Here is a 20,060-nt window from a genome sequence, read left to right as displayed (position 1 = left end):
CTTCAAAACCGGGAATTCCAGCCGTTAAGACTGTTACACTTTAGAAATTCGCAGCTTAGCGACCCCGAATACATGCAGCGTCGTCCTTACCGTTTTCCTGCCGCCCGCACCGGCGCCCTCGTACTGGCGGCGGTGCTGTCGTGCGCTGCATGGCCGTCCGCCGCGCTGGCGGCCGAGCTGGGCGACGTGGTGGTGCGCTCGCATATCGGGCAGCAGTTGTCGGCCGATATCGAACTGGTGATGCTGACGCAAGAGGACCAGGCGGGCGTGCAGGTGAGGCTGGCCGGGCCGGATATCTATCTGGGCGCGAACGTGCGCATGCATCCGGCGCTGTCGTCGCTGCGCATGTCGGTGGTCAAGCGCGACAACCGGCAGTTTTTGCATCTGACAACTCTGCAGCCGCTGGATGCCGAGCTGGTGCACCTTTACCTGGAACTGGGCACGGGCAGCCGCGCCAGCGTGCGCTCGGCCACGCTGTGGCTGACGCCGGAGCCGGCGCCTGTGCGCGCAGCTGTGGCCGCGCCTGCTCCTGTCCCTGCCCCTGCCGCCGGACCCGCCGCTGCGCCGTCCGCCGCTGAGCGGGCCGCGCAGGAGGCCCAGGCGACGGCCAACCGCGCAGCCGCCATGCGCGCCGCCAGGATGCGCGCGGCGGCGAACGCGGCGCGCGACGCTGCCGGCGACAGCGCTTCCAGCGCGCCGGCGGCAGCCGAAGTCAAGCCCGGCCCGGCGGCGGTGCCCATCAAGCTCGGCCCCGAGCCGCGCGTGGCCAGGAGCAAAACCGGGGCGGCCAAGGCCGGCGTCTGCGCGCCCGGCCAGACCGACGGCGAGGCGCAGCAATGCGTGGCGCTGGACCAGACCAATGCCGAGTTGAAGACCAAGCTGGTGGACTTGGAAGACAAGGTCAAGCAGTTGCAGGCTGCCCTGGGGCAGGGCGGCGCCGCCGCACCAGCCCCCGGCGCTGCCGCCACAGCCGCCGCAGTCACGGCCGCGACGGCCGCCGGCGCCGGCGCGCCCGCATCCGGCGCGCCGGAGGCGGCCAACAAGGCGGGCACGGTCATTCCGCCTTCCGCGCCGTCCAAGGCCAACGGCAAGAAAAAGCGCGAAGCCGGCGGCGTCAACACCACCGCCATGGTGGTGGGCGGCGTCCTGCTGCTGGCGTTGCTTGGCGGCGTGCTGGCCTACCTGATCCGCCGCAAGAAGATCAAGTTCTCCACAGCGCCGCTGAAGGTCTGGCAAGGCTGGCGCAAGGACAAAAACGCCGCCGCGCCGGAAGCGGCGGCCGCCGCCGAAGCTATACCCGACAAGGAATAAGCACCATACGAGCGGGGCCGGCGGCGGCGCGCAAAACGCGCTATACTCGCCAGGTTGCCATCCCGGCATGGGCAACCGCGCCAACCCCGGCGCCATGAATGACCTGGCGCCGCTCGCCAGCATCCCTTTCCTTTTCCCCAGTACCGCCAGCGCTTCCGCCTGGCGACAGGCGCTGGGTGGTGCCCGCGCACTGCGCACCCGCTTTCAATACAAAAAGGAAAGGCATCATGAGCACCGCATCAATACAGTCGCAATACGACGCATTCAAGCAACTCGGCCTGAAACTCGACATGTCGCGCGGCAAGCCCGCGCCCGAGCAGCTGGACCTGTCCAACGCCCTGATGGCCGCATTGGACGGCTACGCCGCGCACGACGGCACCGACACCCGCAACTACGGCGGCGGTGTCGGCCTGCCGGAAGCGCGCGCCCTGTTCGGCGAACTGCTGGACGTGCCGGCTGCGCAAGTGGTGGTCGACAGCAGCGCCAGCCTGTCGCTGATGCATGACGTCATCGTCTACAGCCTGCTGCTGGGCGTGCCCGGCCATGCGCCATGGATGGCGTCCGGCCAGCCGGTCAGTTTCCTGTGCCCGGTGCCGGGCTACGACCGCCACTTCGCCATCTGCGAGCAGCGCGGCATCAAGATGATCAACGTGCCGATGACGGAAGACGGCCTGGACATGGACCTGGTCGAGCGCCTGGTGGCGGCGGACGCCAGCATCAAGGGCATGTGGTGCGTGCCGAAGTACAGCAATCCGGGCGGCGTGGTCTACTCGGACGACACCGTGCGCCGCCTGGCCGCGATGAAAACCGCCGCCCCCGACTTCCGCCTGATGTGGGACGACGCCTACCGCTTCCACCACCTGGGCGACGAGAAAATCGGCATGGCCAGCATCCTGGACGAGTGCGCCAAAGCGGGCAACCCGGACCGCGCCATCGTATTTGCCTCCAGCTCCAAGGTCAGCTGGGCCGGTTCCGGCGTGGCCGCGCTGGCCGCTTCGCCGGCCAACATCGCCTGGTGGACCAAGCACGCCGGCATCCGCAGCATCGGCCCGGACAAGGTCAACCAGCTGCGCCATGTGCGCTTCCTGAAAGACAAGGCCACCGTCGAAGCGCTGATGGAACAGCACCGCGCGCTGCTCAAGCCCAAGTTCGACATCGTGCTGGCGCAGTTCGAGGAATTCCTGGGCCAAGTGGAGGGCGTAAGCTGGACCCGTCCGAAGGGCGGCTATTTCATCGACCTGGTCACCCCGCCGGGCGCCGCCAAGCGCACCATCGCGCTGGCGAAAGAGGCCGGCATCACGCTGACCCCGGCCGGCGCCGCCTACCCCTACGGCAACGACCCGGACGACAGCCACATCCGCATCGCCCCCAGCTTCCCCTCGCTGGACGAAATCCGCCAGGCCGCCAAGGGCATCGCCCTGTCCCTGCGCGTAGCGGTCAGCCAGTAATTCAGCCAGTAATTCAGCAAGTAATTGCGTGCAAGGAAAATGGGGTCAGGCTCCATTTTCCTCGTAGGAAATAAAAAAGCGCCGTGAGGCGCTTTGATCGTTGGGGCGGGGGAGGCTTACTGGGCCATGCCGGGCGTGCGGTTCAGCCACGGTTCGGTCACGTCGCGGATGGCGCGGTCGTTGGCGAGGATTTGCTTCAGCAGGTCGATCTTGCGCTGGCGGGCTGCGCCGTCCAGCGGGGCCACGGTGGCGCCGGCTGCCACGGTGGCGGTGGCCATGGCGGTTTGCTTCTCCAGGCGGCCCAGGCTTTCCCAGTCGCTCGCGCGCGCTGCCATGGCCATGTTAGTGGTCAGGCCGGCAACATTTTCGTACATAGCGAGCACTTCGGTGGCGTTCATGGCGCATCCTGAAAAAGTAAAATGGATTACTGCTTGTCTGGATTAACGTCATGCGTTCCGGGAACTTTAGGGTTTTCGAAAAATAATTTGAAAATATTTTGGGGTGCTCAAAAAGACAAGCCGGCGCGGCCCCGAAGGGCGGCGCCGGCCGATGGTGGCAACGGAGGGCAGGGCGGGATTACTTGACCAGTTCTTCCAGGCCGGCGCTCAGTTCGCTAGGCGGCGGCATGTCGTCGATCAGCGCGTTCGGCTCCAGGCCCAGTTCTTCAGCGATCTCGGTCGGGTAGCAGGCTTCGATTTCCTCGTCCGTCAGCTTGTTCTCTTCCACCCGCGCGCGCCAGGCCGCCAGGTGGATGATGCCGGCCAGGCGGGTGCCGTGCTCGTGGTTCATCGGGTCCGGGAAGGCCATGATGGTCTCGGAGAAGGCTTCCGGGAACTTCCAGCGCCTGGCCAGTTCCGCGCCCACGTCGGCGAAGTTGTAGGCCAGCGAGGCTTGCTCGGCGTCCAGGCGGCGCGAATCCAGCGGACCGGCAACCTTGTCCAGTTGCATGGCTTGCTCCGGCATGGCCGCGTGCATTACCAGCTGGCCGATGGCGTGCATCATGCCGATGGTAAATGCCAGGTCGGTGTTCTCCTTGGTTTTTTTGGCAATCCACTTGGCCGACACCGCGGTGTACAGGCTGTAGCGCCAGAACTGTTTCAGGTCCAGGCCCGGCACGGTTTTGAAGCCGCTCACCAGGCCAGAGCTGATCACCAGCGTGCGCACGGTGACGAAGCCCAGCATCAGCACGGCGTCTTCAACGGTGCCGATGCTGCGCGAGACGTGGTAGTAGGCCGAGTTGGCCAGGCGCAGCAGCTTGGCGCTGAGCACGGGGTCGGTGGACAGTTTTTTCGCGATCTCTTCGGTGGAAACGCTGGCCTTGTCGAAGCTGCTGATGAGTTCTTCGACAACTTTGGGAGCCGTGGGCAACGCAGTCGGGTTCTGGAAAAGGGCTTCAAGTTTCATAGGGGGCTCTCCTGGTTTTATGTGCGTTGCTGTAGGTGAACTATATAGCGATTCGCCGCAATTTTGTGGCCTTTTTATGCCGCGCGTAGCATTGATGCACAGCATTCCCTGTATTCTGCAGCGCATCCCCGGAATCCGCAGTCTGTCGCACGGCGCTCGCTTCCCGCCGGGCACTTGCTTAGAGTGGATGCTGGCGTATCACGCCGACCAAAATCACAACAACAGGAACAGGACATGCACGCACCCATCAAGACCGTACTCAGCTTTGCGCTGGCCGGCGCCCTCCAGGCTATCGCGCCTGCCTGCGCGGCCCAGGCGGACGCCCCTGCCGCCAATGCCCCCGCCGCCCTGCAGCCCGGCGACGACTTCTTTGCCTACGCCAACGCCGACTGGCTGAAGTCGACCCAGATCCCGGCCGACCGCGGCAGCTGGAGTTCCATGGCCCAGCTGGCCGAGGAAACCAACCAGCGCATCATCAAACTGATCGAAGCGGTGCCGGGAGACAGGCAGGCCGGCCCCGAGGCGGTGAAAGTGAGCGACTACTATCGCGCCTTTATGGACGAGGCCGCCATTGAAGCGCACGGCACGGCGCCCATGCAGCCGGCCCTGAAGAAGATCGCCGCCATCAAGGACAAGACCGAGCTGACCCGCGCCCTGGCCGCCACCGTGCGCGCCGACGTCGATCCGCTCAACAATACCGATTTCCATACCGAGAACATCCTCGGCTTGTGGGTGGCGCAAGGCTTGAACGAGCCCAAGCGCAACATGCCCTACCTGCTGCAGGGCGGCCTGGGCCTGCCGGACCGCGTGTACTACCTGGAGGACAACGAGCGCATGCACAAACTGCGCACCGCCTACCAGGCCCACATCGCCGCCATGTTCAAGCTGGCCGGCTATAGCGACCCCGAAACCCGCGCCGCGCGGGTGTACGAGCTGGAGCGCAAACTGGCGCTGACCCACGCCAGCCGCGAAGACTCGGCCGACGTACTCAAGGCCAACAACACCTGGAGCGCGGCCGACTTCGCCAAAAAAGCGCCGGGCATGGACTGGAAGCTGTTCTTCCATACCGCCGGCCTGGGCAAGCAGCACAGCTTCATGCTGTGGCACCCGGGCGCGGTGGTGGGCGTGGCCGCGCTGCTGAAAGAGTGTTCGCTGGACGCCTGGAAGGACTTCCTCGCCTTCCACACCATCAACACCAATGCCGCGCACCTGCCGCAAGCGTTCACCGAGCAGCATTTCGACTTCTACGGCCGCACGCTGGGCGGCACGCCGCAGATGGCCGCGCGCTGGAAACGCGGCCTGGACGCCGTCAACGGCGGCATGCCGGACGCGGTTGGCAAGCTGTACGTCGCCAAGCACTTCCCGCCCGAAGCCAAGGCCAAGCTGCAGCAAATGGTGGCCAACATCGTGCACGCCTTCCACGGCCGCATCGACCGGCTGGACTGGATGGCGCCGGCCACCCGCAAGGAAGCGCACGCCAAGCTGGACGCGCTGTACGTCGGCGTCGGCTACCCGGACAAATTCACCTCCTACCACCAGCTGGCGGTGAAAGCCGACGACGCCTACGGCAACGCCGGGCGCGCGTCCCGGCTGCGCTACGTGCAGCAGCTGGCCAAGCTGCAGCAGCCGGTGGACGGCAAGGAGTGGTGCATGCCGCCGCAGCTGGTGAACGCCGTCAACATGCCGATGCAGAACGCGCTGAACTTCCCGGCCGCCATCCTGCAGCCGCCGTTCTTCGATCCGAAAGGGCCGGACGCGCAGAACTACGGCGCCATCGGCGCCATCATCGGCCACGAAATCAGCCACAGCTTCGACGACGCCGGTTCCCAGTTCGACTCCGAAGGCCGCCTGCGCGACTGGTGGACCCCGGCCGACGCGGCCCACTTCAAGAGCGCATCCGCTGCGCTGGTGGCGCAATACAGCGGCTACAAGCCGTTCGCCGACCTGGCCATCAACGGCCAGCTGACCCTGAGCGAAAACCTGTCCGACCTGGCCGGCCTGGCCGCGTCCTACGACGCCTTCAAGATTGCCAACCCGCAGGGCGACGACCGCGCCTTCTTCCTCGGCTACGCGCAAGGCTGGCGCAGCGTGGCGCGCGAACCGTCGCTGCGGCGCCAGGTGATGACGGACGGCCACGCGCCGGCCCAGTGGCGCACCTACACCGTGCGCAACCTGGACGCGTGGTACAAGGCCTTCAACGTCCAGCCCGGCCAGCAGCTGTACCTGGCGCCGCAGCAGCGCGTGCGCGTCTGGTAAAGTAGGGGCATGGAACCGGATAACGACATCAAGCAAATCACGCAGGCCACGCTGCGCCACTACGAGCACAGCGCGCAGCAGTTTTTCGAAGGCACGCGCGACCACGACGTGAGCCAGAACGTGTCCGCGCTGCTTGGCGCCATCCGGTCCAGCCCCCCGTACCGCATCCTCGACCTGGGCTGCGGACCGGGGCGCGACCTCAAGACCTTCACCGCGCTGGGCCACAGCGCCGTCGGCATCGACGGCTCGGCCGAGTTCGTGCGCATGGCGCGCGCGTGGAGCGGCTGCGAAGTGTGGCAGCAGGACTTCGTGCAGCTCGACCTGCCCGCCGCCGGGTTCGACGGCATCTTCGCCAACGCCTCCCTGTTCCATGTGCCCAGCGCCGCCCTGCCGGACGTGCTGCTGCGCCTGTACGCCGCGCTCAAGCCGGACGGCGTGCTGTTCAGTTCCAATCCGCGCGGCGACAACCGCGAAGGCTGGAACGGCCCGCGCTACGGCAGCTATTACGACTACGAAACATGGGAACGCTACGTGACCGCCGCCGGCTTCGAAGCGCTGGGCCACTACTACCGTCCGCCCGGCCTGCCTCGCGCAGAGCAGCCCTGGCTGGCCAGCCTGTGGCGCAAGCCGCTGAGCCGGTAAGCCTATATCGGCCTAGTGTGCGCGAGCGTACAGAAGCGTACATGCCCGAGGGCTACGATGCACTCCAGCACACCGCAATTGCGTGTGAGCCTAACCAACCAAGGAGAGCATCATGAACAAGGACCAAGTCAAAGGCAAAGCGAAAGACATCGCCGGTAAAGTTCAGGAAGAAGCTGGCAAACTGGTAGGCAGCTCCGAGCAGCAGGCCAAGGGCCTGGCCAAGCAGTCCGAAGGCAAACTGCAGAAGGGCGTAGGCGACGCCAAGGAAGTGGTCAAGGACGCCATCGACCGCGGCAACCGCTAAAACGGAAAAGCCCGCATCACGCGGGCTTCCAGGCGGCAATATGGGGTCAGGGTTAATTATCCGCATGGATAATTAACCCTGACCCCATTTTTCTTTACTGAATCGTTTCGGGCTTGAGGTTCTTCTTGAAGAAGGCTTCGATGTTGCCGTACACATGGCGCTGGCTGGTGGTGCCGGAGATGCCGTGCTTGGCGCCCGGGTAGGTCATCAGCTCGAACTGCACATTGCGCTTGACCAGCGCGTCGATCATGCGCGTGGTGTTGGTGAACAGCACGTTGTCGTCGGCCATGCCGTGCACCAGCAGCAGCGGCGACTTCAGGCCGTCCACGTGGGCGTAGATGCTGCTCTGCTTGTAGCCTTCGGCGTTGTCCTTCGGCGTGCTCATGAACTGCTCGGTGTAGTGGGTGTCGTACAGTTTCCAGTCCGTCACCGGCGCCACCGACACGCCCATGGCGATCTTGTCGGACGCTTGCGACAGCAGGCGCAAGGTCATGAAGCCGCCGTAGCTCCAGCCGAACACGCCGATGCGCTTGGCGTCCACGAAGCTTTGCTTGCTCAGCCATTCGACGCCGCTCAGCTGGTCTTCCACTTCCACCGTGCCCAGGCGCTTGTAGTTGGCGTCGGTGAACACGCGCTCGCGGCGCGAGGAGCCCCGGTTGTCCAGGCGGAACACCACGAAGCCTTGCTGCGCCATGTACTGGTCGAAGTAGTTGCCCCACTTGCGCGCCACGTGCTGCGCGTGCGGCCCGCCGTAGGTGGACAGGTAGACCGGGTAGCGCTTGCCGGCGTCGAACTTGTACGGCTTGATGATGGAGTAGTGCAGCGTCTGGCCGTCTTTCGCCGGCAGGGTGCCGAATTCGGTCGGCAGGTGGTCGGCCTTGAACCGGGCGTACGGGTGCTTGTCGTTCAGCTCGTTGTGTTCCAGCCAGTCGACCATGCTGCCGTCCGGACGGCGGATGCTGACCTGCGGCGGCGTGCTCGGGTTGGAATAGGTGTCGACGAACACTTCGCCGTTGCGCGAGAACGCGGCGTCGTGCCAGCCGTCGCCCTGGGTGATGCGCTTGGGCTTGTCGGCCGTGCTGCCGTTCAGGGCCAGCACGTAGGTCTGCTTGTCGATCACCGCGTCGCGGTTGGAGGAAACGTAGACCTTGCCGGCCTTCTCGTCCACCGCCAGCACGTTGTCGATGCCCCACTCGCCCTTGCTGATGGCGTGCAGCAGCTTGCCGTCCAGGCTGTACAGGTACAGGTGGTTGCGGCCGCTGCGCTCGGAGGACCAGATGAAGGCGTCGCGGTTTTTCAGGAAGCGCAGGTCGTCGTGGATGGTGGTCCAGGTGTCGGCTTTCTCGGTGATCAGCACGCGCTGCTTGAGCGTGGCGGCGTCCACCGAGATCAGTTCCAAGGTCTTCTGGTCGCGGCTCTGGCGCTGGAACAGCAGCGCCTTGCTGTTGGCGCTCCAGTCGGCGCGCACCAGGTAGATGTCCGGGTTGGCGCCCAGGTCCACGTCGCGCGTCTCGCCGCTCACCGGCGAGACGATCTTCAGCTGCACCGTCACGTTCGGGTCGCCGGCGGCGGGGTAGCGCTGCTCCACCACGTCGGTGCGGTCGGCGTAGATTTCAAAGCGGCGCGCCACCGGCACCGGGCTGTCGTCGTAGCGCTTGTAGGCGATGGCGCTGTCGTCCGGCGCCCAGTAGTAGCCGGTGCGCTGGCCCATTTCTTCCTGGGCGATGAACTCGGCTTCGCCATTGTGGATCAGGCCGCCGCCGTCGGTGGTCAGCTGGCGCTCCTTGCCGGTGGCCAGCTCGATCACGAACAGGTTCTGGTTGCGCACGAAGGACACGAAGCGGCCCTGCGGCGAAATTTTCGGGTCCAGCACGGCGCCGGACGCCACCAGGCGCGCCGAGTCCGGCTTTGCGGTGTCGATCAGGTACAGGTTGCCGGCGATCGGCACCAGCAGCTGCTTGCCGTCCGGCGACCAGCTGTAGCTCAGGATGCCTTTCAGGCTGGCTGTGCGCTCGCGCTCGCGCTTGGCTTTTTCCGCGTCCGACAGGTTCTCTTCCGGCACCAGGGTTTTCGAGTCCACCAGGCGCTGCTGGGTCTTGTCCTTCATGTTGAATTCCCACAGGTCCAGCTGGTACTGGTTGTCGTCGCGGCCGCGCAGGAAGGTCACGCGGGCGCCGTCGGGCGACACCTTGAGGCTGCGCACGCCGGCGCCGGCCAGGGCCTGGTCGCCGTAGATGCGGTCCAGCGTCAAACGTTCAGCGTAGGCCGGCATGGCCGCCGCCAATGCCAGGAAGGAGAGGATAAAGCGCATGGAAGATCCCGAAATGTTCAAGTGGGCAAGACAATACCAGAGTGCCGCATTGCTGGGATTTGGAAAACGCGCCGAAAAACCGTGTTTCATTCGGCGCGCTGGGCATGCTCAAGCATGCTCATGCGCGCGCGTGCAGGCGCTGCAGCGACAGCCGGTTCAGGAAGCCGGTCAGCAGCACGGCCGCGATGGTCAGCCCCAGCACCAGGCCGATCCAGAAGCCGCTGGCGGCCATGGGCGCGGCCGGCGCCAGGGACAGGCCATGGGCCCATTCGGGCGCCAGGCCCAGCAGGTAGCCGGCCGGCAGCGCGAACACCCAGAACGCCAGCAGCTGGATCTGCATCGGCTGGCGCGTGACCTTGTAGCCGCGTATCGCGCAGGAGCAGGCCACCTGGGCCGCGTCCGACAGCTGGAACAGCGCGGCGAACAGCAGCAAATGGGCGCACAGCGCCTGCACCGCCGTGTCGGTGGTGTAGGCGGCGGCGATCTGGTGCCGGAACAGGGCGATGAAGATGGCCGACAGCAGCGCGAAGATAAGCGACATCGACACCCCCACCCAGGACGCGAAACGGGCCCGCGCCGCATTGCCTTCGCCCATGGCCTGGCCCACGCGCGTGATGAGGCCGATGCCGAAGCTGAGCGGCACCATGAACACCAGCGAGGCGAAATTGAGCGCGATCTGGTGCGCCGACACTTCCACCACGCCGAAGCGCGCCACCAGCAGGCTGACCGCGCCGAAGGCGCTGACCTCGGCGAAATAGGTCACGCCGATCGGCAGGCCCAGCCTGAGCATGCTGCGGATTTCCGGCCAGTGCGGCCACTCCCAGTGCGTGAACGGGTAGGTCTGGCGGTAGGCCGGGGCGTGGCGTATCCACAGGACCATGGCGCCCAGCATCAGCCACATGCAGCCGGCGGTGGCCACCGCGCAGCCCACGCCGCCCAGCTTGGGCAGGCCGAAGCGGCCGAAGATCAGCAGCCAGTTGACCAGCACGTTGAACAGCAGCCCCAGGATGGCGATCACCATCACCGGCTTGGTCTGGTTGATGGAGGTGGAATAGCCGTACAGCGCGCGGTAGGCGGCGAACGGCGGCAGGCCGAGGCTGATGATGTGCACGAACATGGAGGCGCGCGCATTGATCTCCGGCTCCAGGTACAGGTGGTTGAACAGCAGCGTGGCCAGGTTGGCCAGCAGCGCGGCGACCACGCCCACGCCCAGCGCCTTCCACAGCGCCTGGCGCACCGAGTGCGGAATGGTGCCGAAGGCGCCGGCGCCCACTTCGTGCGCCACCACGCTGTTAATCGCCATCATGGTACCGCTGACGGTGACCAGGATGATGGACCAGATCGACGCGCCCAGCGACACGGCCGCCAGCTCGCCGGCGCTGGCGTGGCCGGTCATGGCCACGTCGGCCACCGCCATGCCCACCGTGGCCAGCTGGCCCACCAGCACCGGCCAGGCCAGCTTCCACAGGGCGGCGGCTTCGGTGCGGATATGGGGCAGGGTGAAGGTGGTCGGCATGGGGGGAAATCTTAGGACTAAAGCAACGATTCTACTAGGTACAGTAGGAATTTGTTACACAGTCGTGTAGGCTGATGCTCCGGCTAAATCGTTGATAGAAGGCATCGACCGGCTGGATGAGAAGAACTAACGGAGCATAGACCCATGAAACGCACTACCATCAAGACCCTGGCCTTCGCGGCCGCCCTGCTGAGCCAGTTCGCCGCCGCCCAGGCCGGCGAAGTCACGCTGTTCTCGCGCGATAACTTCCGCGGCGAAGAAGTGACCATCCGCGACGGTGCGCGCGACCTGCGCGCGGCCGGCTTCAACGACCGCACCTCCAGCCTGGTGGTGCATTCGGGCGTCTGGGAAGTTTGCGAACACAAGGATTTCGGCGGCTACTGCGCCGTGTTCGAGCGCGGCGAGCACAACGACCTGCGCCGCTTCAACAACAGCATTTCCTCGCTGCGCCAGGTGGAGCGCGGCGGCCGCGGCCACGGCGGTGGCGGCTTCCGCGACCGCGACCGTGACGGACGCGACGATCGAGACGAGCGCCGCGACGAACGCCGCGAGGAGCGCCGCGAAGAATGGCGCGACCGACACGACGACCGCCAGGGCGGCGGCTACAACCGTCCCGACCCGATCGAGCTGTTCGAGCACGCGCGCTTCGAAGGCCGCCGCGTGTCCTTCCAGGGCGAAACCCGCAGCTTCCGCGCGGCCGACTTCAACGACCGCGCCAGTTCCATGGTGATCTATGAAGGCCAGTGGCAGCTGTGCGAGCACGACAACTTCGGCGGCCAGTGCGTCGTCTACGGCCCCGGCCGCTACGACAACCTGGGCCCGATGAACGACAAACCGTCATCGCTGCGCCGCATCCGCTAACGGCGGCCAACCGCGCGCCTGGCAGGCCGGGCGCCGGTTCGAATCGCGCGCTGGCGGCGCGCGATTCCTTGTAATCTGGACCTGACAGGGCAGCCTGGAGACACTCTATCGTGGAATACAAGGACTACTATCAGGCGCTGGGCGTGCCCAAGACCGCCAGCGCCGACGATATCAAGAAGGCGTACCGCAAGCTGGTGCGCAAATACCATCCGGACGTCAGCAAGGAAGCGGACGCGGACAAGAAAACCAAGGAATTGAACGAAGCCTACGGCGTGCTGGGCGACGCGGAGAAACGCGCCGCCTACGACGCGCTGGGCAACAACGGCCAGTACCGCGCCGGCCAGGAATTCCGCCCGCCGCCGGACTGGGGCAATATGGGTGGCATGGGCCGCGCGCCCGGCGGCGCCGGCTTCGACAGCGATTTCTTCGCCGACCTGTTCGCCAACATCGGCGGCGGCCGCGGCCGGGCGGGCCGGGGCCGTCCCATGCAGCAGCGCGGCGAGGACAGCCACGCTTCGCTGGAAATCGACCTGGCCGACGCCTACCACGGCGCCAGCCGCACCGTCAGCATCCGCCTGCAGGAGGAGGACGCGCACGGCCGCGCCGTCACGCGCGAGCGCACGCTGGACGTGCATATTCCGCAAGGCATCACCGCGGGCCAGCAGTTGCGCCTGTCGGGCCAGGGCCATCCGGGCAGCGGCGGCGCACCGGCCGGCGACCTGTACCTGGAAATCCGCTTCCGCCACCACGCGCGCTACCGCATCGAAGGACGCGACGTCTACCAGACGGTGCCGGTGGCGCCGTGGGAAGCGGCGCTGGGCGCCGAGATCGCCGTGCCCACGCCGTCGGGCCGCGTCACGGTGACGGTGCCGCCCAAGTCGCAGGGCGGGCGCAAGCTGCGGCTCAAAGGGCGCGGCATTCCGCCCTCGCGCGCGCAGGCGCAGGCGGGCACGCCGGGCGGCGACCTATACCTGCTGCTGGAGCTGGTGCTGCCGCCGGCCGACACCGAGCGCGCGCGCCAACTGTACGAAACCATGGCGCGCGAGCTGGACTTCAATCCGCGCGCCGGCATGGAGGGGTGATTATGCAGATTCATGGCCAGCTGCTGGATGAAGCGGCGCTGACACTGGAGGAACTGGCGCGCGCCTGCGCCGTGGAACCGGACTGGGTGGTGCGCCACGTGAGCAGCGGCGCGCTGCTGTGCAGCGTGGCGGAGGCTGCCATCGTGGTGGACACGGCGGGCGCGGCCACTGCGGCCCCGCAGCAAGCGTGGCGCTTCGCCAGCGGCGAACTGCGGCGCGCGCTCAGCCTGCTGCGCGTGGAACGCGATTTCGAGGCCGACGAGGAACTGGCCGCGCTGGTGGTGGACTTGTGCGAGGAAGTGCAGCGGCTCAAGTCAAGGCTGCATAGCGCGGGAGCGCGATAGCAGGCTTGCCGGACGCCGGTTCGCCGCTCGCCAGCTCACGCATTGCCGGCTTGCCCCCGGCCGCAGCCGCTTCTTCCGGCTGCGCCTGGCGGCTCCACACATTGCCGCTGCTGATATCGAAGATGATGCTGCGGTGGCCCACGCCGTACAGGCTTTCCGACACCACCGGTATGCCGTGCGCGCGCAGCAGGCGCAGCGCCACTTCGCCGTTCTGGCGCCCGATATTGCTGGGCTTCTTGTCTTCCAGCCCGGGGAACATCTTGCTGCCCCCGAAAATCTTGGCCTGGCACCCGGTCGGGTCCACCCCCATGGCGCGCAGCTCGGCCAGCATCAGCTCCAGCGCCTCCTCCCCGTAGCGGCTGTTCAAGCCCATTTCCTTCGACGAGTTGCGCGCCGACAACAAGAAATGCGACATGGTGCCGATGCGCCGCACCGGATGCCACAGGGTGATCGACACGCATGACCCGAGCAGGGTGCGGATGCGGTATTCCGGCCCGCCGACGAAGTACTCGCCGGGCAGCAGGAAAATATCGATCATGTTGTTATTTCTAGCCATGTCCGCACTCTAACGGCGGAGCGGGCCGCTGTAACTTGTACTTTGGTGCATGGAAGAAACGTCACACTGTACCAAAGTACAGGTTACAGGGAGTTCCCTGCTGGATACAGTTCGCTGGCGACTCCACCCGGCTGGACGGGGAGCGCATCCCTAGGAGAATCCCGGCAGTGAACAACTTCGTACGCAGCAATGCCTGTCTGCTCCTTCCGCTGTCGCTGGCCGTGCTGGCTGCCGTCGCGGTGCTGGCCTTCAGCGGCTTCAGCCTGGCCGGCTTCCTCACCGTATTGCTGCTGGTGGGCTGCGGCTATGTCAGCGGCCTGTATTTCAAAGCCATGCACAGCGGCTTTCACCGGTCGGTGGACCGCTACCTGGACGGCCAGCGCGCGCTGGGCGTGTCGGTAGCGCCGATCTGGTCGCGCCACATAGAAAATTCGATATCCCAGATGGACGAGGCGGTGGCCGCGCTGGCCGGCCGCTTCGGCGGCATCGTCGAGCGGCTGGACCAGGCCGTGGGCGCCTCCAGCGTGGCCACCGCGTCCATGGACGGCGGCGGCCTGGTGACGGTGTTCGCCAACAGCGAGCGCGAGCTGCAAGGCGTGGTCGCCTCGCTGCGTTCGGCCACCGAAAGCAAGGCGGCCATGCTGGACAAGGTGAACGGCCTGGCCCAGTTCGTGCGCGAGCTGAAGGAGATGGCGGCAGACGTGGCCAGCATCGCCGCGCAGACCAATCTGCTGGCGCTGAACGCGGCCATCGAGGCGGCGCGCGCCGGCGAGCGCGGCCGCGGCTTCGCCGTGGTGGCCAAGGAGGTGCGCATGCTGTCCAACCAGTCGGCCGACACCGGCCGCCGCATCGCCGACAAGGTGGCCCTGGTCAGCAACGCCATTGTCGCCACCGCGCAGGCGGCGCAGCAGTCGGGCGCGCTGGAAGAAGAATCGATGCGGGTGTCCGAACAGGCCATCGCCGGTGTGCTGAACGGCTTCCGCGGCGTGACCGACGCGCTGGTCCAGTCCAGCAAGCTGCTGAAGGAAGAAAGCGTGGGCATCCAGTACGAAGTGGGCGAGGCGCTGGTGCAGCTGCAATTCCAGGACCGCGTGACCCAGATCATGAGCCACGTGAAGCAGAACATCGATTTGCTGCGCAGCGCGCTGGAACAGAATTGCGACAGCTTCGAGCAGGACCGCCGCCTGCAGCCGCTGGACGCCGCCGGCCTGCTGGCCGAGCTGGAAAAAACCTATGCCATGGCCGAGGAATATGCGCTGGACAGCGCCGCCGCATCTGCACCGGCATCCGCATCCGCAACTGCGCCGGCCTCCGGGCAGCGCGCCAAACCTGCGGCGCTGCCTGCGCCGGCCGATGAAGTCACGTTTTTTTAAGGAGTAGGGTATGGCCAAGACCATTATGGTGGTAGACGATTCGGCTTCGCTGCGGCAGGTCGTGGGCATTGCGCTGAAAAGCGCGGGCTATGAAGTGATCGAAGCGGCCGACGGCCAGATCGCGCTGAGCAAACTGGGCGACAAGAAGATCAACCTGATCGTGTGCGACGTGAACATGCCCAATATGGACGGCATCACCTTCGTGCGCGAACTGAAGCAGCAGGCCAGCCACAAGTTCACGCCGGTGATCATGCTGACCACGGAATCGCAGGAAGCCAAGAAGCGCGAAGGGCAGGCGGCCGGCGCGCGCGCCTGGGTGGTCAAGCCCTTCAAGCCGGAAGTGCTGCTGGGCGCCGTGCAAAAACTCTGCCTGCCTTGAGCGAGCGGGAGCCGCCATGCCAGATGAAACCGATCAGGATCTGCTGTTTATCGAAGGCGACCTGACCATTTACCGCGCCGCCGAACTGAAAGAAGCGCTGCTGGCGGCCGTCAACTGCGCCCACGCCGCCGGCCAGGTGCTGGAAGTGGACCTGGCCGGCGTGACCGAGATCGACACCGCCGGCGTGCAGCTGCTGATGCTGGCCAAGCGCGCCGCCTTGCAGCTGCAGCGCCAGCTGCGCCTGGTGGCGCACAGCCCGGCCGTGCTGGACGTGTTCGAACTGCTGGACCTGGCCGCCTGGTTCGGCGACCCGCTGTTGATGGCGGCCGAGGGCGGCCATGGCAACGGGAGCGCCGCATGAACCTGGACGACGCACTGCAGACCTTCATCGCGGAGAGCCGCGAACTGCTGGAGGACATGGAGAACGCGCTGCTGTCGCTGGGCCGCCATGGCGACAAGCTGGAAGCGGTGAACGCCATCTTCCGCGCCGCGCACACCATCAAGGGATCGGCCGGGCTGTTCAGCCTGGACCATATCGTCGCCTTCACCCACGTACTGGAAAGCGTGCTCGATGAAGTGCGCGCCGGCACGGTGGATACCGACAGCCAGCTGGTCAGCCTGCTGCTGTGCTGCTGCGACCATATCAGCAGCATGACGGACGCGGTGGAAGCCGGGCAGGCCGGCGCCGACGCCGCCATGCAGCAGCGCGGCGCGCCCCTGCTGCAGCAGCTGTCGGCCTATCTCGGCGAGGCACACCAGGACGCGGCAGTTGCCACTGTTACTGTAGTGGCCGAGGCGAACGGCGTGGAGCGCATGGAGGGCAGCGGCAGCGCCGCCCATGGCGACCACTGGCACATCTCGCTGCGGTTCGGCCCGGACGTGCTGCGCAACGGCATGGACCCCTTGTCCTTCCTGCGCTACCTGAACCGGATCGGCCGCATCACCGGCATCGCCACCTTGCCGGACGCGATGCCGGACAATGACCAGATGGACCCCGAGTCCTGCTACCTGGGCTACGAGATCGCCTTCGACAGCACGGCCGACAAGGCCACCATCGAAGCGGTGTTCGAGTTCGTGCAGGACGAGTGCACCTTGCGCATCGTGCCGCCGCGCAGCCGCATCGAAGAATACGTGCAGCTGATCCGCGAGCTGCCCGAAACCGACGGCCGCCTGGGCGAAATCCTGGTGCGCTGCGGCAGCGTGACCGCGCGCGAACTGGCGGCGGCCCTGGACCAGCAGCTGGAAGCGGCGGACTGGCAGCCGCACCCGCAAGCGGCCACCGCGCCGCTGGGCGCCATCCTGGTGGGACAGGGCACGGTGGAGCCGGAAGTGGTGGCCGCCGCGCTGCACAGGCAGCAGCTGAACAAAAGCCAGCACGGCGCCGGTGAGGCGAAACCGGCCGAGGCGCGCACCGTGCGCGTGGACGCCGACAAGCTGGACCACCTGATCAACCTGGTGGGGGAACTGATCATCGCCGGCGCCTCGGCCAACCTGATCGCGCGCCGCGTGCGCAACCCCGAGCTGCAGGAAAGCACCTCGCGCCTGTCCACGCTGGTGGAGGAAGTGCGCGACAGCGCGCTGCAGCTGCGCATGGTGAAAATCGGCGCCACCTTCAACCGCTTCCAGCGCGTGGTGCACGACGTGTCGCGCGAACTGGGCAAGGATATCTGCCTGGTGGTCAACGGCGAGGACGCGGAGCTGGACAAGACCGTGGTGGAAAAAATCGGCGACCCGCTGATGCACCTGGTGCGCAACGCCATCGACCACGGCATCGAACCGGCCGCGCAGCGCCGCGCGGCGGGCAAGCCGGAGCGCGGCACCGTCCGGCTGAACGCCTACCACGACTCGGGCAGCATCGTCATTGAAGTGAGCGACGACGGCGGCGGCCTGAAGAAGGAGCGCATCTTCGCCAAGGCCGTCGAGCGCGGGCTGGTCGAGGCCGACCGCAAACTGAGCGACAGCGAAATCTACGCGCTCATCTTCGAACCGGGCTTTTCCACCGCCGAGCAGGTAACCAACCTGTCCGGCCGCGGCGTGGGCATGGACGTGGTCAAGCGCAACATCAACGCGCTGCGCGGCAGCGTGGGCATCGACAGCGCGGAAGGCAGGGGCACCATCGTCACCGTGCGCCTGCCGCTGACGCTTGCCATCATCGACGGCTTCCTGGTTGGCCTGGGCAAGTCCACCTACGTGATCCCGCTCGACACGATAGAAGAGTGCATCGAGTTCACCGCCGAGCCGGGGCACGACTACGCCAACCTGCGCGGCCAGGTGCTGCCCTTCGTGCGCCTGCGCGACCTGTTCGGCGTGCAGGGCACGGCGGGGCGGCGCGAATCCATTGTGGTGCTGAAGCACGCCGGCCAGCGCGCCGGGCTGGTGGTGGACGCGCTGCTGGGCGAGTTCCAGACCGTCATCAAGCCGCTCAGCCCCGTATTCAGCGGCGTGCGCTGCATCAGCGGTTCAACCATCCTGGGCAGCGGCGAAGTGGCGCTGATACTGGATGTGGCGGCACTGCTGCAGCAGCTGGGCGCCGCCGCACCGCCGCAGCATCTGCCGGCGCTCGCGCAACAGGCAGCATAACAATTTCACGATATTTGGAGAAAAACATGTTCAACAAACTCAAGGTAGGCACCCGCCTCGGTATCCTGGTTGCGCTGCTGTCCATCATCGTGATGGCGGTCGGCTACGCCGGCATGCGCGGCATGAGCTTCAGCAACGGCAAGCTCAAGACCGTGTACGAGGACCGCACCGTCGCCCTCGGCCAGCTGGCCAAGATCGGCGACGCCATGCTGCGCATCCGCCACCGCAGCGTGCAGGCATCGTTCGCCGCCACGCCGGCCGAAGTGGAAGCCGACCTGGCCGCTGCGGAAAAGAACGACGCCACCCTCAAGAAGAACATGGGCGACTACCTGGGCACGGTGCTCACCGCCGAGGAAAAGAAGCTGCTCGACGAATTCACGCCGAGCTGGAACGCCTACAGCGACAAGCGCGCCGCCGCCATGGCGCTGGCCAGGTCCGGCAACCAGAAGGCCGCCGCCGAAGCCATGCGCGCCATCGAGAAGGATTTCTACCCGCCGCTGGAGCTGCTGACCAAGCTGCGCACCCTGCAGGAAGACGTGGCCAAGCAGGAATACGAGGACGCGGTCAAGCAGTACGGCGAGACCACGCGCCTGAACGCCGGCGTGATAGGCGGCGGCCTGCTGATAGGCGTGCTGCTGTCCTGGGCCCTGATCCGCAGCCTGCTGCGCCAGCTGGGCGGCGAGCCTGACTACGCCGCGCAGATCGTTGGCGAAGTCGCCAATGGCAACCTGGCGATCGACATCCGAGTGCGCGAAGGCGACCGCAGCAGCCTGCTGTATTCGATGAAGCAGATGGTGGACAAGCTGTCGCAGGTGGTGGCCGAAGTGACCAACGGCGCCCAGGTGCTGGCCGGCGCTTCCGAGGAAGTGAGCGCCACCGCGCAGTCGCTGTCGCAGGCCGCCAGCGAGCAGGCCGCCGGCGTGGAGCAGACCAGCGCCTCGGTCGAGGAAATGACCGCCTCCATCGCGCAAAACACCGAGAACGCCAAGGTGACCGACGCCATGGCCAGCAAGGCCGCGATCGAAGCGACCGAGGGCGGCGCGGCGGTCAAGGAAACCGTGGCGGCGATGAAGCAGATCGCCAACAAGATCGTTATCATCGACGATATCGCCTACCAGACCAACCTGCTGGCGCTGAACGCGGCCATCGAAGCGGCGCGCGCGGGCGAGCACGGCAAGGGCTTTGCCGTGGTGGCGGCCGAGGTGCGCAAGCTGGCCGAGCGCTCGCAGGTGGCGGCGCAGGAAATCGGCGAAGTGGCGGCCAGCAGCGTGAGCCTGGCCGAGCGCGCCGGGGAACTGCTGAACTCCATGGTCCCCAACATCAAGAAAACGTCCGACCTGGTGCAGGAGATCACGGCGGCGTCGGAAGAGCAGTCCACCGGCGTGGCCCAGATCAACGCCGCCGTCGGCCAACTGTCCAGCACCACCCAGCAGAACGCCGCCGGTTCCGAGGAACTGGCTTCCACCGCAGAGGAGATGAGCAGCCAGGCCGAGGAACTGCAGGCCGCCATCGCCTTCTTCCGCGTGGCCGGCGCCGCGCCGGTGCAGCACCGCGCCACGGTGCAGGCGCTGCGCAAACCGGCCGCGCGCACCGGCGGCCGCAAGCTGGCCTCGCCCTCGGGCGGCCATGTGAGCACCGCCCATTTCCCGGAAGGCGAGCCGGATGAAGCGCACTTCACCAAATTCTGAGCGAG

General features: G+C 66.6%; 18 protein-coding genes. 13 read left to right on the top strand and 5 right to left on the bottom strand.

The window, feature by feature from the left end; all coding sequences use genetic code 11:
* The first annotated feature begins 72 nt into the window (after window positions 1-72).
* Window positions 73-1,311, top strand: a complete 1,239-nt coding sequence (locus AC56DV_RS23655) for a type IV pilus assembly protein FimV (protein ID WP_496316671.1) — start codon at window positions 73-75, stop codon at window positions 1,309-1,311.
* A 227-nt stretch (window positions 1,312-1,538) separates the two neighbouring features.
* The gene (locus tag AC56DV_RS23650; RefSeq protein WP_496316670.1) at window positions 1,539-2,759 is read left to right on the top strand and encodes an aspartate aminotransferase type Ic; all 1,221 of its coding nucleotides are present in this window, start codon (window positions 1,539-1,541) and stop codon (window positions 2,757-2,759) included.
* 116 nt (window positions 2,760-2,875) lie between these two features.
* Here AC56DV_RS23650 and AC56DV_RS23645 read toward each other — a convergent pair whose 3' ends face one another.
* Both AC56DV_RS23645 and AC56DV_RS23640 read right to left on the bottom strand, forming a co-directional pair.
* Entirely contained in the window at window positions 2,876-3,157 is a 282-nt protein-coding gene (locus tag AC56DV_RS23645) for a flagellar protein FliT (RefSeq protein ID WP_496316669.1), read from the bottom strand.
* Between the two features lie 178 nt (window positions 3,158-3,335).
* A complete protein-coding gene (locus AC56DV_RS23640; RefSeq protein ID WP_496316668.1) occupies window positions 3,336-4,163 on the bottom strand; it encodes an HDOD domain-containing protein in 828 nt (275 codons plus the stop codon).
* Window positions 4,164-4,397: 234 nt separating this feature from the next.
* Between AC56DV_RS23640 and AC56DV_RS23635 the strand changes: the two genes are divergently transcribed.
* From AC56DV_RS23635 to AC56DV_RS23625, 3 genes are all read left to right on the top strand, one after another.
* On the top strand, window positions 4,398-6,419 hold the full coding sequence (locus tag AC56DV_RS23635; RefSeq protein WP_496316667.1) for a M13 family metallopeptidase: 2,022 nt from the start codon (window positions 4,398-4,400) through the stop codon (window positions 6,417-6,419).
* 9 nt (window positions 6,420-6,428) lie between these two features.
* Window positions 6,429-7,061, top strand: coding sequence for a class I SAM-dependent methyltransferase (locus tag AC56DV_RS23630; RefSeq protein ID WP_496316666.1), 633 nt, complete (start codon window positions 6,429-6,431; stop codon window positions 7,059-7,061).
* A gap of 112 nt (window positions 7,062-7,173) precedes the next feature.
* Window positions 7,174-7,365 carry a CsbD family protein gene (locus tag AC56DV_RS23625; RefSeq protein ID WP_161072421.1) on the top strand — a complete coding sequence of 64 codons (192 nt, stop codon included), beginning with the start codon at window positions 7,174-7,176 and terminating at the stop codon, window positions 7,363-7,365.
* Window positions 7,366-7,459: 94 nt separating this feature from the next.
* Here AC56DV_RS23625 and AC56DV_RS23620 read toward each other — a convergent pair whose 3' ends face one another.
* A complete protein-coding gene (locus tag AC56DV_RS23620; protein ID WP_496316665.1) occupies window positions 7,460-9,676 on the bottom strand; it encodes a S9 family peptidase in 2,217 nt (738 codons plus the stop codon).
* 118 nt (window positions 9,677-9,794) lie between these two features.
* Entirely contained in the window at window positions 9,795-11,192 is a 1,398-nt protein-coding gene (locus AC56DV_RS23615; protein ID WP_496316664.1) for an MATE family efflux transporter, read from the bottom strand.
* A gap of 144 nt (window positions 11,193-11,336) precedes the next feature.
* Here AC56DV_RS23615 and AC56DV_RS23610 point away from each other — a divergent pair, with 144 nt between their 5' ends.
* The 3 genes from AC56DV_RS23610 (at window position 11,337) to AC56DV_RS23600 (ending at window position 13,479) form a co-directional block, all read left to right on the top strand.
* Entirely contained in the window at window positions 11,337-12,053 is a 717-nt protein-coding gene (locus AC56DV_RS23610) for a beta/gamma crystallin family protein (protein WP_496316663.1), read from the top strand.
* 110 nt (window positions 12,054-12,163) lie between these two features.
* Window positions 12,164-13,135 (top strand): DnaJ C-terminal domain-containing protein, encoded by a 972-nt coding sequence (locus AC56DV_RS23605; RefSeq protein ID WP_496316662.1) that lies wholly within the window; start codon window positions 12,164-12,166, stop codon window positions 13,133-13,135.
* A gap of 2 nt (window positions 13,136-13,137) precedes the next feature.
* Entirely contained in the window at window positions 13,138-13,479 is a 342-nt protein-coding gene (locus tag AC56DV_RS23600) for a MerR family transcriptional regulator (RefSeq protein WP_496316661.1), read from the top strand.
* Here AC56DV_RS23600 and AC56DV_RS23595 read toward each other — a convergent pair.
* On the bottom strand, window positions 13,445-14,035 hold the full coding sequence (locus tag AC56DV_RS23595) for a chemotaxis protein CheD (RefSeq protein WP_496316660.1): 591 nt from the start codon (window positions 14,033-14,035) through the stop codon (window positions 13,445-13,447). The genes AC56DV_RS23600 and AC56DV_RS23595 overlap by 35 nt on opposite strands.
* Window positions 14,036-14,202: 167 nt before the next feature.
* Here AC56DV_RS23595 and AC56DV_RS23590 point away from each other — a divergent pair, with 167 nt between their 5' ends.
* The 5 genes from AC56DV_RS23590 to AC56DV_RS23570 are packed head-to-tail and all read left to right on the top strand — an operon-like array spanning window position 14,203 to window position 20,055.
* The gene (locus tag AC56DV_RS23590) at window positions 14,203-15,408 is read left to right on the top strand and encodes a methyl-accepting chemotaxis protein (RefSeq protein WP_496316659.1); all 1,206 of its coding nucleotides are present in this window, start codon (window positions 14,203-14,205) and stop codon (window positions 15,406-15,408) included.
* A gap of 10 nt (window positions 15,409-15,418) precedes the next feature.
* The gene (locus AC56DV_RS23585) at window positions 15,419-15,787 is read left to right on the top strand and encodes a response regulator (protein ID WP_496316658.1); all 369 of its coding nucleotides are present in this window, start codon (window positions 15,419-15,421) and stop codon (window positions 15,785-15,787) included.
* Between the two features lie 16 nt (window positions 15,788-15,803).
* Complete coding sequence (locus AC56DV_RS23580) at window positions 15,804-16,148, top strand: STAS domain-containing protein (protein WP_496316657.1); 345 nt, start codon at window positions 15,804-15,806, stop codon at window positions 16,146-16,148.
* On the top strand, window positions 16,145-18,367 hold the full coding sequence (locus tag AC56DV_RS23575; protein WP_496316656.1) for a chemotaxis protein CheA: 2,223 nt from the start codon (window positions 16,145-16,147) through the stop codon (window positions 18,365-18,367). The genes AC56DV_RS23580 and AC56DV_RS23575 overlap by 4 nt, the downstream gene beginning before the upstream one ends.
* A 26-nt stretch (window positions 18,368-18,393) precedes the next feature.
* Window positions 18,394-20,055, top strand: coding sequence for a methyl-accepting chemotaxis protein (locus tag AC56DV_RS23570; protein WP_496316655.1), 1,662 nt, complete (start codon window positions 18,394-18,396; stop codon window positions 20,053-20,055).
* Window positions 20,056-20,060: the final 5 nt, after the last annotated feature.

This window comes from Massilia sp. BGA-UO-ETr-WB1 (assembly GCF_059567845.1).
Note: the sequence above shows the minus strand (reverse complement) of the source record. Positions and strands in the feature narration are given on the sequence as shown.